We start from the raw sequence: 14,162 nt of genomic DNA, 5'->3' as shown, positions 1-14,162 counted from the left end.
TTTCGCGATCGTGCTATAGCGCGCGGCAACATCGGCACGGCCCGTTCACCGGAAGGCCAGATCATTGCAGCGCGCGCTCTCGACTTCGCTCTCGCCGCGGGATGCGCTGCTGACCCTGGCCGTGATGGTGGTCTGGGGCACGAATTTCGTCGTCATCCACATCGGCGTCGACCATTTCCCGCCGCTGCTCTTCGCCTGCCTGCGCTTCGCCTTCACGCTGCTGCCGGCGGTGTTCTTCCTCAAGCGGCCGGCCGTGCCCTGGAGCAATCTCGCCGCCTACGGCCTGCTGATCGGGGCCGGCCAGTTCGGCCTGCTCTACATCGCGATCAAGGGCTTCATCACGCCGGGCCTGGCCTCGCTGGTGGTGCAGTCGCAGGTCTTCTTCACGATCCTGCTGGCCGCGGCGATCACCCGCGAACGCGTCCAGCCCTTCCAGTTCGTCGGCCTCGTCCTGGCCTGCATCGGCATCGCCGTGATCCTCTGGCACACCGACGGCACCACGACGCCGCTGGGCGTCGTCCTGATCCTTGGCGCCGCGCTCTGCTGGTCCGGCGGCAATATCGTGGTTCGCGGAGCACCCGGCATCGACATGCTCGCTTATGTCGTCTGGACGAGCCTGTTCGCGGTGCCGCCGCTTTTCGTGCTGTCGTGGTTCGTCGAGGGCTGGCCAGCCATTCGCGACAGCCTGACCGCCGCGCCACCCAGCGCCTGGGCGGCCGCGATCTGGCAGGCCGTCGGCAATGTGATGTTCGGCTATGCCGTCTGGGGCTGGCTGCTCTCGCGCTATACCGCCGCCACCGTGGCGCCGACCGCAATGCTGGTCCCGGTCTTCGGCATGGGCGCCGCCGCCATCTGGCTGGGCGAACCCTTGCCGGGCTGGAAGTTCCTGGCCGGCGGGCTCGTGCTGGCGGGCCTGTGCATCAACATCCTCTGGCCGAAATTCGCCGCGATCCGCGCCGCAAGACATCCGCCGGCCGCCTGATTCGGCGCGGCAAACTTATTTCCGGTCGATCGCGCCGAGCGCAGCCCGCACGGAGACGAGCTCTTCCACGAAACCGCGCAAACGATCCCCGATCGCCTGGGCGATCGCTTCGGCCGAATCCGGCGATTCGCCGAGCACACGCCGCATCACGCTGCGTGGCAACCGCATGATCTGCGTCGGCTCGCGCGCGATCGCCGTGACCTGCCGCGGCACCGAAGTGAACAGCGCGAGCTCGCCGATCATCGCGCCAGGCCCGGCGATCTCGCTTGCGGGCTGGCCATCATCCTGCGCCGTCAGCGCCACCGCGCCCGAGACGACCAGGAAAGCGCCGTCCGAAGGCTCGCCGGCACGGAACAGCACATCGCCGGCGCGCAGGATGCGGCTCTCCGCCGCGAAGGCGAGCAGCCTCAACGCATCGCGTTCCATCAGGCTCAGCAGCGGCTGCCGGGCCAGCAGGGCCATGTCGTCGTCGAGGGCCATCCGTCAGGGATTCAGCCGGTAGCCGCCGGCATCGGTCACGAGCAGGCGGGCATTGCCGGGATCGGGCTCGATCTTCTGGCGCAGCCGGTAAATGTGGGTTTCGAGCGTATGCGTCGTCACCTGGCTGTTATAGCCCCAGACCTCCTGCAGCAGCACCTCGCGCGCGATCGGCTTGCGCCCCGCGCGGTAGAGGAAGCGCAGGATCGCGGTTTCCTTCTCGGTCAGCTTGGTCTTCGAGCCTTTCTCGCTGACGAGCAGCTTGGAGCCGGGGTGGAACGTGTAAGGGCCAACCTGAAAGATCGCGTCCTCGCTCGCCTCATACTGACGCAAATGCGCCCGGATGCGCGCCAGCAGCACGGCGAATTTGAACGGCTTGACCACATAGTCGTTGGCGCCGGCCTCGAGCCCCAGCACCGTGTCGGCATCCGAGCTCTGCGCCGTCAGCATCACCACCGGGCTCTTGAAGCCGTTCTTGCGCATCACCTTGACGGCCTCGCGGCCGTCCATATCCGGCAGGCCGACATCCATCACCACGAGGTCGATCCGCTCGTTCTGTGCGGCCTTCACCGCAGCCGTGGCGTTGCCCGCGGTCGTCAGCCGGAACTCGTCATAAAGAGCCAATTGCTCTGCCAGGGCATCGCGCAGGGTCTGGTCGTCATCGACCAGGAGAATATGATGGACGACGGACATGGGCTGTTCGCTCGGACGCAATGAGTAGGGCAACATGAGCCCGCTGAGTCGTCATCGCAAGTCACGCATTCTGGAATCCCCGTGAGAAACCGTGAAATCGCCCTCGCGCGCCCCGGCTTTCGCCCGCGCAACCTCACCTCACTGCGGGTCTTCGCCTCGGTACGTGACCGCCGCAAGGGCTTCCTCATCGCGGGCGGCGCGGTCTTTCCCTGCGCGCTCGGCCGCTCCGGCATCCGCACGATCAAGCGCGAGGGCGACGGCGGCACGCCGCGGACGCATTTGCCGCTGCGCAGCGTGTTCTACCGGGCCGACCGCCTCGCCCGGCCTCGCAGCCTGCTGCCGCTGAAACAGATCGGCCCGCGCGACGCCTGGTGCGACGACCAGACCGACCGCCGCTACAACCGCCTGATCGACCGCCCGCCGGGTGAGGCCGAGGAGCGGCTGCAGCGTGAGGACCATCTCTACGACGTCATCGTCGAGCTCGGCTGGAACGACCGGCCGGTGATTCGCGGGCGCGGCAGTGCGATCTTCTGGCATCTGGCGCGACCGGGCTTCACGCCGACTGCCGGCTGCGTCGCCGTCGAGGGGCACGTCTTCGCCAAGGTGCTGCCGCGGCTCGCGCGCCATTGCCGGATTCTGGTCAGGTGAGCTAGGACTGGCGCCGAGCACCGTCTCGATCATCCTCTTCGGAACCGATCGGCGCGTGCAGGCACTGTCCTGCATCGCTGTATCGCTCCCAGCCTTGAGACTCTGCGATGATTGATTCGGTTTCCTCCTTCCGCTTCGGGCGGATCGCCGCCACGTTGCCCGTCGCCGATATGGCCCGCGCCTGCGATTTCTACATCGAGGCGCTTGGCTTCCGGAAAGCCTTCCAGAACGGCGATCCCGTCGGCTTCATGATCCTGAAGCGCGACGCCGCCGAATTGCACCTGACACTCCAGCCCGGGCACAAGCCGGCGCCCTTCAACGTCGCGCATATGCTGGTCGAAGATATCGACGCGGTGCACGCCCTCGTCCGCGAACGCGGCCTGCGCATCGTCAAGGGCCTGCACGACAAGGATTACGGCCTGCGCGCCTTCGTCTTCGAGGACCCGGACGGCAACCGCATCGATGTCGGGGAGCCGTTGACATAAGGCGCAGAGACGCAACCTGCCCCTCTCCCCTTGCGGGAGAGGGTCGGGGTGAGGAGTCGCGCCAATCAATGGCGTTCAAACCGCAGGCGATTCCCGCCAGAGAGACCCCCTCATCCGTCTCGGCTTCATCGAGCGCCTTCTCCCGCAAGGGGAGAAGGCGAGTCTCACCCCCGCGCGCCGAAAATGGCGCTGCCGATGCGCACATGCGTCGCACCGAGCTGGATCGCCGCCTCGTAATCGGCGCTCATGCCCATGGACAGGCCCTTGAGCCCGTTGCGCGCCGCGATCTTGGCGAGCAGCGCGAAGTGCGGCGAGGGCGGCTCCGCTTCCGGCGGGATGCACATCAGACCCTCGATCGCGAGGCCGTGGACATCGCGACAGCGCGCGAGGAAGGCGTCCGTCTCGCCCGGCGCGATGCCGCCCTTCTGCGGCTCCTCGCCGGTATTGACCTGCACGAAGAGCCGCGGCGCCCGGCCGGACCTGGCGATCTCGCGCGCCAGCTCTTTCGCCAGGCTCTCGCGGTCGAGCGAATGGATCGCGTCGAAGAGTTCCACAGCCTCGCGGGCCTTGTTCGATTGCAGCGGGCCGATCATGTGGAGTTCGGCATCGGGAAAGCGCGCCTTCAGCGCCGGCCACTTGGCCTTGGCCTCCTGGACGTAATTCTCGCCGAAGACGCGCTGCCCCGCTTCGAGCACCTCGGCGATCTGCTCCGCCGGCTTCGTCTTCGACACAGCGATGAGCGTCACGCTCTGCGGCTTGCGTCCGAAATCACGCGCCGCACGCGCGACCGAGGCGCGAATCGCCTCCAGACGCGTAACCGTATCGCTCATATCGCAGCCTCTCATGCCGAGCGCGCCGTTGACCGCGTGCGCGCAATGGTGTCCTAGAACAGGATGTGGAAAACCTCACCCGGTTTTTCGCAATAGACCCCTGCGCCGGCCGCGTCCCGACCGGCAAATCCCGCAAGAATGCTTGCTGACGTGATTGCTCGCTGACATGGCCGTCGAACGCTACAACCCGAAAGAATCCGAGCCGAAATGGCGCGCCGTCTGGGATGAGCGCAAGCTCTTCGAGACGAGGAACGACGACACACGGCCGAGCTACTATGTCCTCGAGATGTTCCCCTATCCGTCGGGGCGCATCCATATGGGCCATGTCCGCAACTATGCGATGGGCGACGTCGTTGCGCGCTACAAGCGGGCCAAGGGCTTCGCGGTGCTGCATCCGATGGGCTGGGACGCCTTCGGCCTGCCGGCCGAGAACGCAGCCAAGCAGAAGAAGGTCCACCCGCGCGAATGGACCTACGCCAATATCGCGGCGATGCGCAGCCAGCTCAAATCGATGGGCCTCTCCCTGGATTGGAGCCGCGAGCTCGCGACCTGCGACCCCAGCTATTATCGCCACCAGCAGAAGATGTTCCTGGACTTCCTGAAGGCCGGGCTGGTCGACCGCAAGACGGCCAAGGTCAACTGGGACCCGGTGGACGAGACCGTTCTGGCGAACGAGCAGGTCATCGACGGCCGTGGCTGGCGCTCCGGCGCCCCGGTCGAGATTCGCGAGCTGACCCAGTGGTTCTTCAAGATCACGGAATACGGCCAGGAGCTGAACGACGCGCTCGACGGCTTGACCCGCTGGCCCGACAAGGTCCGGCTGATGCAGAAGAACTGGATCGGCCGTTCCGAGGGCCTGCTGGTTCGTTTCGCTCTCGAATCGAATGCGGCGAAGCAGGATGAGGTCGAGGTCTATACGACCCGCCCGGACACGCTGTTCGGCGCGAAATTCGTCGCCGTCGCCCCGGATCACCCAATCGCCAAGGCGATTGCCGCCGGTAACCCGGAACTGCAGGCCTTCATCGAGGAGTGCAAGCGCACCGGCACGGCGCAGGAGGCGATCGACAAGGCCGAGAAGCTCGGCTTCGACACGGGCCTGCGCGCCGTTCATCCGCTCGATCCGAACTGGACGCTGCCGGTCTATGTCGCGAACTTCGTCCTGATGGAGTACGGCACCGGCGCCATCTTCGGCTGCCCGGCTCATGACCAGCGCGACCTCGACTTCGTCAACAAATATGGCCTGGGCAATATTCCAGTCGTGGCGCCGGAAGGCACCGATCCCGCCGGCTTCGTGATCACCGACATCGCCTATGACGGTGATGGCCGCATGATCAATTCGCGCTTCCTCGACGGCAAGACCATTGCCGAGGCGAAGGAAGAGGTTGCCCGCCGTCTCGAGAGCGAGATCCGCGGCAATCGCCCCGTCGGCCAGCGCAAGGTCAATTTCCGCCTGCGCGACTGGGGCATCTCGCGCCAGCGCTATTGGGGCTGCCCGATCCCGATCATCCATTGTTCCGACTGCGGAACGATTCCCGTGCCGGATGCCGACCTGCCGGTGAAGCTGCCCGACGACGTCTCCTTCGACAAACCGGGCAACCCGCTCGATCATCACCCGAGCTGGAAGCACGTCGCCTGCCCGCAATGCGGCAAGCCGGCGCGCCGCGAGACGGACACGATGGACACCTTCGTCGATTCGTCCTGGTATTTCGCCCGCTTCACGGATCCTTGGCGCACCGACAGCCCGACCGACCGCAAGGCGGTCGACCGCTTCCTGCCGGTCGACCAATATATCGGCGGCGTCGAGCACGCGATCCTGCACCTGCTCTATTCACGCTTCTTCACCCGCGCCATGAAGAAGACCGGCCATGCCGGGCTGGATGAGCCCTTCGCCGGCATGTTCACGCAAGGCATGGTCGTGCACGAGACCTATCGCGCCGCGAATGGCGACTGGGTCGAACCCGGCAATGTCCGCATCGAGGTCTCCGGCACTGACCGGCGCGGCTTCGACGTCGAGACCGGTGCGCCGATCGAGATCGGCCCGATCGAGAAGATGTCGAAGTCCAAGAAGAACGTGGTGGACCCCGACGACATCATCGCCTCCTACGGCGCCGACACGGCTCGCTGGTTCATGCTCTCCGACTCGCCGCCGGATCGCGACGTGATCTGGACTGATGAGGGCGTGCAGGGCGCCGCCCGCTTCGTCCAGCGCCTCTGGCGCCTGATCGGCGAAATCGCCGAGCGGACCCACGGCAAGGCCGGGAAACCGGCTCAGATCGGTGACGTGGCGCTGGCGCTGCGCAAGGCGAGCCATCGCGCGCTCGATGCCGTCGGCGCCGATATCGAGCGCCTCGCCTTCAACCGCTGCATCGCCCATATCTACACGCTGACCAACGCCATCGGCAAAGCGCTCGATGCGGCGGCCGAAAAGCCTGAGCTCGGCGCGGATATGGCCTATGCGCTCCTTGAGGCCGCCACGATCATCACCCAGCTTGTCGCGCCGATGATGCCTCATCTGGCCGAGGAATGCTGGCACGCGCTCGGCCAGTCCGGCCTCGTCGGCGAGGCATCCTGGCCCGAGGCCGAGGCTGCCTTGCTGAAGGACGACAGCATCACGCTGCCCGTCCAGCTCAACGGCAAGAAGCGGGCGGAGGTGACTGTTCCAGCCGATGCCGATACCATGGCGGTGGAAGCTGCTGTTCATGCCAACGAGGCGGTTCAGCGGGCCCTCGAAGGCCGTTCCATCCGCAAGATCATCGTGGTTCCCGGGAGAATCGTGAATGTCGTCGTCTGAGACTGCGGCGCGAATCATCAAGCCGAGCCGCCGCGGCCTGGCTCTGGCCGCAGTGCTGGGCATGGCCGCGCTCGCCGGGGGCTGCTTCCAGCCGCTCTATTCGGAGTATACCGCAAGCACGGTCGGCGGCAGCGTCAAGGGCGCGCTGCGCAGCATCGAGTTTGCCGAGCTCAAGGGCCTGATCGGGCATTATCTGCGCAACGAACTGGTCTTCGAGTTCGACGGCGGCAATGAGCCGGATGCGCAGAAGACACTGAAATTCGACTCCGCCCTGGCCGAGTCGGTCGAGGTCGTCACCGTCGATTACGCCAACGGCCGCGCTGATTCGGCTGTGCTCGTCGCCACCGCGACCTGGAAGGTGACGCGGATCGGCACGGGCGAGGTCGTCTCCTCCGGCACCAACTCCGTGCGCGAGCCCTATGAGCGTTCCTCGCAGCGCTTCGCCACGGTCCGCGCCGCCCGCGACGCCCAGATTCGCGCCGCCAAGAACCTCGCCGGGCTGATTCGCGGGCAGATCTCGGCCGATCTCACCTCCTGATCCGCCATGGTCGCGATCAAGGCGCATGAAGCCGACCGAACGCTTGCGCGCCTCGACCCCGCCTGGCGGTTGATCCTGTTCTACGGCCCGGATGCCGGCCTCGTTTCCGAGCGCGCCGGCCATCTCGCCCGCAAAAGCGTCGACGACCCCAACGACGCCTTCCAGCTCATCCGCATGGATGGCGACGCCGTCGCGGCCGACCCGCTGAAACTCGTCGACGAGGCCAACACGATCGGCCTGTTCGGTGGCCGCCGCGCCATCCGCGTCTCGTCGACGTCGAAGCCGCTTCTTGCAGCCGTCGAGCCGCTGCTGGCCACGCCTTCGCAGGACGCGCTCGTCATCATCGAGGCCGGCGACCTGCAGCGCTCCAACCCCTTGCGCACTGCCTGCGAGAAGGCCAAAAGCGCGCTCGCAGTGCCCTGCTACGGCGACGCAGCCCGCGATCTGGGCTCGATCATCGACGAGATGATTCGCACCGCCGGCAAGAACATCGACCGCGGCAGCCGCGACCACCTCGCCGGCCTGCTCGGCGGTGACCGCCAGACGTCGCGGCGCGAGATCGAGAAGCTCCTGCTCTATGTCGGCAACGATCCCTCCGTCACGGAGGCCCATATCGACGCCATCGTCGGCGACACCGCCCAGCGCGAGCAAGCCATGCTGGTCGACGCCGTCTTCGCCGGGAAGCTGCCGGTGCTCGATCTGGCGCAGGCCAAGCTTTTCAGCGAGGGGCTCGATCCCGGCGTGATGCTCGGCGCCGTGCTGCGGCAGGCCCTGGCTCTGCTCAAGGCCCGGCAGAGCGTCGATGCCGGACGCGGCGTCAAGGATGTGGTCGGCACCATGCGGCTACCCTATCCGCGCATCGCCACCACCGAGGCCGCGCTCAACGCCTGGACCAGCGCCAGATTGACCGAGGCTGTTGCCCTGCTCGGCAACGCGGTCCTTGCGACCCGCCAGAACAGCGAAACGGGCCGCGCGACCGCGACCCGTGCATTGTGGACACTCGCCCGCCTCGGCCGCAATGGCCGGGCCGATTGATCAGGCCTTCAGCCGGCGGCAGAGCGCGTCGAGCTGCTCCAGCGTCCTGTAGGCGATCTTGACCTCGCCCGCGCCGCTGGGGCGATGGCTGATGACGACGGAAAGGCCGAGGGCCTCCTCCAGCGCCTTTTCCAGGGCGCGCGTATCCGGATCCTTCTCGGGCTTCGGCTTTGCGGCAACCGCGCTCTTGGTCTCGCCGCGCGCCTCATCCTGGGCGATGCGTTCGATATCGCGGACGCTAAGCCCCTGTTCGACAATCCGTTTCGCCATCAGTTCCGGGTCCGAAACAGATAGCAGCGCACGGGCATGGCCGGCCGAGACGGCGCCTCCGCTGACCAAGGCGCGCACCGGCTCCGGCAGCTTCGACAGCCGCAGCGTATTGGCGACATGGCTGCGGCTCTTGCCGATGACCCGCGCCAGATCGTTCTGGGTATAACTGAATTCGGCGATCAGGCGCTCATAGCCCGCCGCCTCTTCCATCGGGTTGAGGTCGGAGCGCTGCACGTTCTCGACGATGGCGATCTCGAGCGCCTCACGATCATCGGCTTCGACCAGGATCACCGGCACATCGTGTAGCTCGGCCCGCTGCGCCGCCCGCCAACGCCGTTCTCCGGCGATGATCTCATAGGCATCGAGCATCCCCGGGATTGAACGCACGATGATCGGCTGCAGGATACCGCGCTCGCGGACCGAAGCCGTGAGATCGTCGAGCTCCTCTTCCGCGAAGTTGCGGCGTGGATTGCGCGCGCTCGGCCGCAGGAACTCGACCGGCACGCGGCGCTGGCCACGGGCCCGCTCGATCGCGCCGATTTCCTCGCCGACATCGCCGATCAGCGCCGCCAAGCCGCGGCCAAGGCGGGAACGCCCCTGTTCTTCGGCCATCGCCATTCCTGTCAACCTCTGCGTTCTTGACTGTTAGGCCGCGGCGCGCAGGGTGCGCTCGCGCTTGATCACTTCCGAAGCCAGGCGCAGATAGGCCTGCGACCCCGAGCAGCGCAGATCGTAGAGCAGCGCCGGCTTGCCATAGGACGGCGCCTCCGAAATCCTCACATTGCGCGGAATCACGGTCTCATAGACCTTGTCGCCGAGGAAGCTCCTCACATCGGCCATGACCTGTCCGGACAGGTTGTTGCGCGGATCGAACATCGTCAGCACCACGCCCTGGATGATCAGCCGCGGATTGAGCCCGGCCTTGACCTGCTCCACCGTCTTCAGGAGCTGACTGAGGCCTTCGAGCGCGAAGAACTCACATTGCAGCGGCACCAGCACCGCATCGGCCGCAGTCATCGCATTGATCGTGATCAGGCTAAGCGAAGGCGGGCAATCGATCAGGACATAGGTCAGGTCCTGACAGCGCTGATCATAGACCAGCTCGTCGATCGCCTTCTTGAGGCGATGCGCGCGGTCCTTGGCCGAGGCGATCTCGAGCTCGACGCCGAGGAGGTCGAGCGTCGAGGGTGCCAGCGACAGCCCCGGCACCGCCGTCGGCTGCAAGGCCTGCCCGAGGCCGACATCCCCGCAGAGCACGTCATAGGTCGAGGATTTGCGGCTGCGCCGGTCGACGCCAAGACCCGTAGAGGCATTGCCCTGCGGGTCGAGGTCGACGATCAGCACCTTCTCCCCGATGGCTGCCAGCGCCGTGCCCAGATTGATCGCGGTCGTCGTCTTGCCGACGCCACCCTTCTGGTTTGCGAGCGCGATCACGCGCGGACGGCGCTGCGGGATCACGGATATGACGTCTGTCATGGATCGGCTCGTCTCTCGGCCGAGCGAATCATCAGGATTCGCGCAGCGTCGTCGGTCACGGAAGAAACGGTTGTTGCTTGAATCTTCCAATATCTGGCCGAGTCGGTCAATTCCGTATCTAGATGTTGTCCCTTGGGAAAGAGACCGAGCGCACCGGTTCTCAACAGCTCTTCGCACCAGTCGAGCAGTTGAACAAGCGGCGCGAGCGCGCGAGCCGTCACGACATCGACCTTGCCGGCGAAGCCGCCGACCGCATCCTCGATCCGCGCATTGTGAACTTTGACCCGTGCCCCGGTGACCCGCGCCGCATGACGCAGGAAGGCGCATTTGCGGGCATTGCTTTCGACGAGGTCGATCTGGCCGATGCCACGTTCGGCCAGGCAAATGCCGATGACGAGGCCCGGAAAGCCACCGCCCGAGCCGAGATCGAGCCAATGCTCCCGCTCGGAGGCCAGATTGAAGAGCTGGAGCGAGTCGGCGATGTGCCGTGTCCAGACGTCCCCCAGAGTGGCCGAGGAGACCAGATTCTTGGCGGCCTGCCAGCGCTCCAGCTCCGCCACCAGCGCGGCGAGGCGCTCCTCTGTTTCACGTGAAACAGGCGTCAAGCGCAAAGCGCGCTGCCTGTCGCTCTTATCAACAGTCACGATAGGCCTGTGGATAAATTCGCCGCGCGGCTTTTGCGGGCATGCGCCGCCAGCAAGGTCAGGGCCGCCGGCGTCATGCCCTCGATTTTTCCGGCCTGTGCCAAATCGGCGGGCCGCACCGCAGCGAGCTTCGCCTTGAGCTCGTTCGACAGGCCCGAAATCGTATCGAGATCGAGATCCGTCGGGACTTTCAGTGCCTGGTCGCGGCGATAGGCCTGGATCTCCGCCGCCTGCCGATCGAGATAGACCGCATAGACGGCATCGGCCGTCACGCGGTCAGTCACGGACGCGGAATGGGCCTGAAGCTGCGGCCAGATCGCGGCCAGCTGCTCAAAGGTAACGTCCGGATAGGACAGGATCTGATAGGCGCTGCGCCGCAAGCCGTCGCGGTTGAGCTGTATCCCCCCGATCTGCGCCTGCTGCGGCGTGAGCTGCAGCCCCTGAAGTTCAGAACGCAGAGCTTCGATCGCGCCGTTGCGTGCCTCGAAAGCCGCCAGCCTGGCCGAACCGACGATGCCGAGCTCCGTCCCGAGCATCGTCAAGCGCTCATCCGCATTGTCTACCCGCAGCGACAGGCGGAATTCCGCGCGCGAAGTGAACATTCGATACGGTTCCGTAACGCCATGCGTCACCAGATCATCCACCAGAACGCCGATATAGGATTGCGCCCGGTCGAAGACTGCCGGCTCCCGCCCGCTCGCGCGGCGTGCCGCATTCAGGCCAGCCAGCAATCCCTGGGCCCCGGCCTCCTCATACCCCGTCGTACCGTTGATTTGCCCGGCCAGGAAGAGCCCGCCAATGGCGCGTGTCTCCAGGGTGTTGTTCAATGCGCGCGGATCGATGAAATCATACTCGATCGCGTAGCCCGGCCGCAGCATCGCTGCTCGTTCCAGACCCGGAATGGTCTTGAGCAGGTCGCGCTGAACATCCTCCGGCAACGAGGTCGAGATACCGTTGGGATAGACGGTGTCGTCGTCGAGACCTTCCGGCTCGAGAAAGATCTGATGGCCGTCGCGGTCGCCGAAGCGGCCGACCTTGTCCTCGATCGAGGGACAATAGCGCGGACCGCGCCCCTCGATCTGCCCCGAGAACATCGGCGCGCGATGGAGATTGGCGCGGATCAGGTCGTGACCGGCCATGGTCGTGCGGGTGATGCCGCATGAAATCTGCGGATTGGTGATCTTCTCGGTCAGCGCCGAGAACGGCTCGGGCAATTCGTCGCCGGGCTGCATCTCCAGCGCCGCCCAGTCGATCGTGCGACCATCGAGGCGGGGAGGGGTGCCGGTCTTGAGCCGGCCCAGCGGAAAGCCATGGCGCTCCAGCGTCGCGGAGAGGCCGAGTGACGGCGCCTCCCCGACGCGCCCCGCCGGAATCTTGGTTTCCCCGATATGAATCAGACCGCGCAAAAACGTCCCGGTCGTCAACACGACCGTTCCGGCAGCGAATCGACGTCCATCGGCGAGCAGAACTGCCGAGACACGCCCGTTCTGAACCTCGATATCGAACGCGTCACCGGCAATGACATCGAGATTCGGCTGCTCCGCCAGCAGATCCTGCACCGCCAATCGGTAGAGCTTGCGGTCGGCCTGAGCCCGGGGACCGCGTACCGCCGGCCCCTTGCGGCGGTTAAGCATGCGGAACTGGATACCGCCGCGATCGGCAGCGCGCCCCATGATGCCGTCGAGCGCGTCGATCTCGCGCACGAGATGCCCTTTGCCGAGCCCGCCGATCGCCGGGTTGCAGGACATCACGCCGATCGTTTCGGGCTTGTGCGTCACCAGCGCGGTCCGCGCGCCGAACCGCGCCGCGGCCGCAGCGGCTTCCGTCCCGGCATGGCCGCCGCCGACGACGATGACATCGTAGGTTTGCGCGAGGGATGACATGGGTTTTCGCTAGCGAAGCAAAGGGTACCGGTCAATCGCCGATTGTACCACCGGACCCAGGACGGCCCTCACTTGCCGATGCAGAACCCGGCAAAGAGATGATCCAGCACATCCTCGACGCCAATGCGTCCCACCAGCCGCTCCAGCGCCATCACCGCAAGGCGGATATCCTCGGCCAGCAATTCGCTCGGTGCACCCACGGATTTGGTCGCGCGCTCCAGCGCGGCGATGGCGTCGGCGACTGCGATGCGGTGGCGCTCCCGCGTCAACAACGCGGGCTCACCTTGCCCGAGCCCGCGCAGATACTCCCCGATGGCCGCAAGAAGCTCCGGCAGCCCTTCGCCATTCTTCACCGAAATGGCGCGCTCGCCAGGCAGAACGGTTCCGCCAAGATCGGCCTTCGTCGCGACAGGGATCTGCGGAACCTCTTCCGCCGTCCGGTACGGCTCCGAATCGATCCCGCGCAGGCTGAGGACGAGGTCGGCGCGCTCCAGCAGCGCGCGAGCGCGCCTGACACCCTCCACCTCGATCGGATCGAGGCTCTCCCGCAGACCGGCCGTGTCGATCAGGATGACCGGCAAGCCATCGAGGTCGAGCCTGACCTCGAGCGCATCCCGCGTCGTTCCGGCAACGGGCGAGACGATGGCCACATCGCGACGCGCCAGCGCATTCAGCAGGCTCGACTTGCCGGCATTGGGTGGGCCCGCCAGGACGACGACGAAGCCTTCGCGCACGCGCTCGCCCATCGCGAAACTGCCGAGTGCCCTGCGCAGTGATCCCAGGACGCTAGCTGCGATCCGCATGGCCTCGTCATGCAGGGGCCCCTCGACATCGCCTTCATCGGAGAAGTCGATCTCGGCGGCTAGGAGCGTCATGGCTTCCAGCAGTTGCGTGTGCCATTGCCCCGCCAGAACGCCGAGCGCGCCGTCCATCTGGCGCAAGGCCTGCCGCCGCTGCCATTCCGTTTCCGAATCGATCAGATCGGCGAGACCCTCCACCGCCGCCAGATCGAGCTTGCCGGCCTCGAAGGCGCGACGGGTGAATTCGCCGGCTTCCGCCAGCCGCAAACCCGGTAGTGCCGTGAGATGTCGCAGTAGTGCCGCAAGCACCGCACGCGAGCCATGTATATGAAATTCAACGATATCTTCGCCGGTAAAGCTGGTAGGGCCAGGGAAGAACAGAACGAGTCCCCGGTCGATCACCTGGCCCTCGGCATCGCGCAGAACCCGCAAGGTCGCCAGCCTCGGCTGCGGTATGATTCCGGCCGTCGTTTCGAGAGCGAATCGAACACGTGGCCCCGATACGCGCAGCACGGCGACACCGGCCCGACCGGGTGCCGAGGACAGCGCGACAATGGTAGATTGCGGGTCGTGACCGCTCATGGCGCCCACCCCGCGCCAGGAAGGACTG

14 protein-coding genes are annotated in these 14,162 nt (G+C 66.1%); 6 read left to right on the top strand and 8 right to left on the bottom strand.

Annotated elements, in window-relative coordinates:
- The first annotated feature begins 64 nt into the window (after window positions 1-64).
- Window positions 65-982 carry an EamA family transporter gene (locus tag GGC47_RS25525; RefSeq protein ID WP_429069557.1) on the top strand — a complete coding sequence of 306 codons (918 nt, stop codon included), beginning with the start codon at window positions 65-67 and terminating at the stop codon, window positions 980-982.
- Between the two features lie 15 nt (window positions 983-997).
- Here the strand turns inward: GGC47_RS25525 and GGC47_RS25520 are convergent, their stop codons facing one another.
- Entirely contained in the window at window positions 998-1,462 is a 465-nt protein-coding gene (locus tag GGC47_RS25520) for a cyclic nucleotide-binding domain-containing protein (protein WP_038359529.1), read from the bottom strand.
- Between the two features lie 3 nt (window positions 1,463-1,465).
- The gene (locus GGC47_RS25515; protein ID WP_038359526.1) at window positions 1,466-2,152 is read right to left on the bottom strand and encodes a response regulator transcription factor; all 687 of its coding nucleotides are present in this window, start codon (window positions 2,150-2,152) and stop codon (window positions 1,466-1,468) included.
- A gap of 81 nt (window positions 2,153-2,233) precedes the next feature.
- Here GGC47_RS25515 and GGC47_RS25510 point away from each other — a divergent pair, with 81 nt between their 5' ends.
- Together GGC47_RS25510 and GGC47_RS25505 are read left to right on the top strand one after the other, a co-directional pair.
- Window positions 2,234-2,800 carry a L,D-transpeptidase family protein gene (locus GGC47_RS25510; RefSeq protein WP_370955747.1) on the top strand — a complete coding sequence of 189 codons (567 nt, stop codon included), beginning with the start codon at window positions 2,234-2,236 and terminating at the stop codon, window positions 2,798-2,800.
- Between the two features lie 107 nt (window positions 2,801-2,907).
- Window positions 2,908-3,285, top strand: a complete 378-nt coding sequence (locus GGC47_RS25505) for a VOC family protein (protein WP_185748083.1) — start codon at window positions 2,908-2,910, stop codon at window positions 3,283-3,285.
- A gap of 164 nt (window positions 3,286-3,449) precedes the next feature.
- Here GGC47_RS25505 and GGC47_RS25500 read toward each other — a convergent pair whose 3' ends face one another.
- Entirely contained in the window at window positions 3,450-4,115 is a 666-nt protein-coding gene (locus GGC47_RS25500; protein WP_142023468.1) for a YggS family pyridoxal phosphate-dependent enzyme, read from the bottom strand.
- 166 nt (window positions 4,116-4,281) lie between these two features.
- On the opposite strand from GGC47_RS25500, the gene leuS reads away from it, so the two are divergent.
- From leuS to holA, 3 genes are read left to right on the top strand one after another with little or no spacing between them, the layout of a single operon-like run.
- Complete coding sequence (gene leuS, locus GGC47_RS25495; protein ID WP_142023469.1) at window positions 4,282-6,906, top strand: leucine--tRNA ligase; 2,625 nt, start codon at window positions 4,282-4,284, stop codon at window positions 6,904-6,906.
- Complete coding sequence (locus GGC47_RS25490; protein WP_112765099.1) at window positions 6,893-7,444, top strand: LPS assembly lipoprotein LptE; 552 nt, start codon at window positions 6,893-6,895, stop codon at window positions 7,442-7,444. The genes leuS and GGC47_RS25490 overlap by 14 nt, the downstream gene beginning before the upstream one ends.
- A 6-nt stretch (window positions 7,445-7,450) precedes the next feature.
- Window positions 7,451-8,479, top strand: coding sequence for a DNA polymerase III subunit delta (gene holA / locus GGC47_RS25485; protein WP_142023470.1), 1,029 nt, complete (start codon window positions 7,451-7,453; stop codon window positions 8,477-8,479).
- Here the strand turns inward: holA and GGC47_RS25480 are convergent, their stop codons facing one another.
- The 5 genes from GGC47_RS25480 to mnmE form a co-directional block, all read right to left on the bottom strand.
- Entirely contained in the window at window positions 8,480-9,361 is an 882-nt protein-coding gene (locus GGC47_RS25480) for a ParB/RepB/Spo0J family partition protein (RefSeq protein ID WP_133561182.1), read from the bottom strand.
- A 33-nt stretch (window positions 9,362-9,394) separates the two neighbouring features.
- A complete protein-coding gene (locus GGC47_RS25475; RefSeq protein WP_038359513.1) occupies window positions 9,395-10,225 on the bottom strand; it encodes a ParA family protein in 831 nt (276 codons plus the stop codon).
- Window positions 10,222-10,869 carry a 16S rRNA (guanine(527)-N(7))-methyltransferase RsmG gene (gene rsmG, locus GGC47_RS25470; RefSeq protein ID WP_370955748.1) on the bottom strand — a complete coding sequence of 216 codons (648 nt, stop codon included), beginning with the start codon at window positions 10,867-10,869 and terminating at the stop codon, window positions 10,222-10,224. Before rsmG ends, GGC47_RS25475 begins: the two co-directional genes overlap by 4 nt.
- Window positions 10,866-12,752, bottom strand: coding sequence for a tRNA uridine-5-carboxymethylaminomethyl(34) synthesis enzyme MnmG (gene mnmG, locus GGC47_RS25465; RefSeq protein WP_142023472.1), 1,887 nt, complete (start codon window positions 12,750-12,752; stop codon window positions 10,866-10,868). The genes rsmG and mnmG overlap by 4 nt, the downstream gene beginning before the upstream one ends.
- 68 nt (window positions 12,753-12,820) lie before the next feature.
- Window positions 12,821-14,134 carry a tRNA uridine-5-carboxymethylaminomethyl(34) synthesis GTPase MnmE gene (mnmE, locus tag GGC47_RS25460; RefSeq protein ID WP_142023473.1) on the bottom strand — a complete coding sequence of 438 codons (1,314 nt, stop codon included), beginning with the start codon at window positions 14,132-14,134 and terminating at the stop codon, window positions 12,821-12,823.
- Window positions 14,135-14,162: the final 28 nt, after the last annotated feature.

This window comes from Allobosea sp. OAE752, from assembly GCF_050433265.1.
GTDB lineage: Bacteria > Pseudomonadota > Alphaproteobacteria > Rhizobiales > Beijerinckiaceae > Allobosea > Allobosea spartocytisi.
Note: the sequence above shows the minus strand (reverse complement) of the source record. Positions and strands in the feature narration are given on the sequence as shown.

Bases quoted from the DNA above. Each gene is read 5' to 3' on its own strand.
- mnmG (WP_142023472.1), bottom strand. From the start codon at position 12,752: ATGTCATCCCTCGCGCAAACCTACGATGTCATCGTCGTCGGCGGCGGC.
- holA (WP_142023470.1), top strand. From the start codon at position 7,451: ATGGTCGCGATCAAGGCGCATGAAGCCGACCGAACGCTTGCGCGCCTC.
- leuS (WP_142023469.1), top strand. From the start codon at position 4,282: ATGGCCGTCGAACGCTACAACCCGAAAGAATCCGAGCCGAAATGGCGC.
- GGC47_RS25480 (WP_133561182.1), bottom strand. From the start codon at position 9,361: ATGGCCGAAGAACAGGGGCGTTCCCGCCTTGGCCGCGGCTTGGCGGCG.
- GGC47_RS25500 (WP_142023468.1), bottom strand. From the start codon at position 4,115: ATGAGCGATACGGTTACGCGTCTGGAGGCGATTCGCGCCTCGGTCGCG.
- mnmE (WP_142023473.1), bottom strand. From the start codon at position 14,134: ATGAGCGGTCACGACCCGCAATCTACCATTGTCGCGCTGTCCTCGGCA.
- GGC47_RS25515 (WP_038359526.1), bottom strand. From the start codon at position 2,152: ATGTCCGTCGTCCATCATATTCTCCTGGTCGATGACGACCAGACCCTG.
- GGC47_RS25520 (WP_038359529.1), bottom strand. From the start codon at position 1,462: ATGGCCCTCGACGACGACATGGCCCTGCTGGCCCGGCAGCCGCTGCTG.
- GGC47_RS25475 (WP_038359513.1), bottom strand. From the start codon at position 10,225: ATGACAGACGTCATATCCGTGATCCCGCAGCGCCGTCCGCGCGTGATC.
- GGC47_RS25505 (WP_185748083.1), top strand. From the start codon at position 2,908: ATGATTGATTCGGTTTCCTCCTTCCGCTTCGGGCGGATCGCCGCCACG.
- GGC47_RS25490 (WP_112765099.1), top strand. From the start codon at position 6,893: ATGTCGTCGTCTGAGACTGCGGCGCGAATCATCAAGCCGAGCCGCCGC.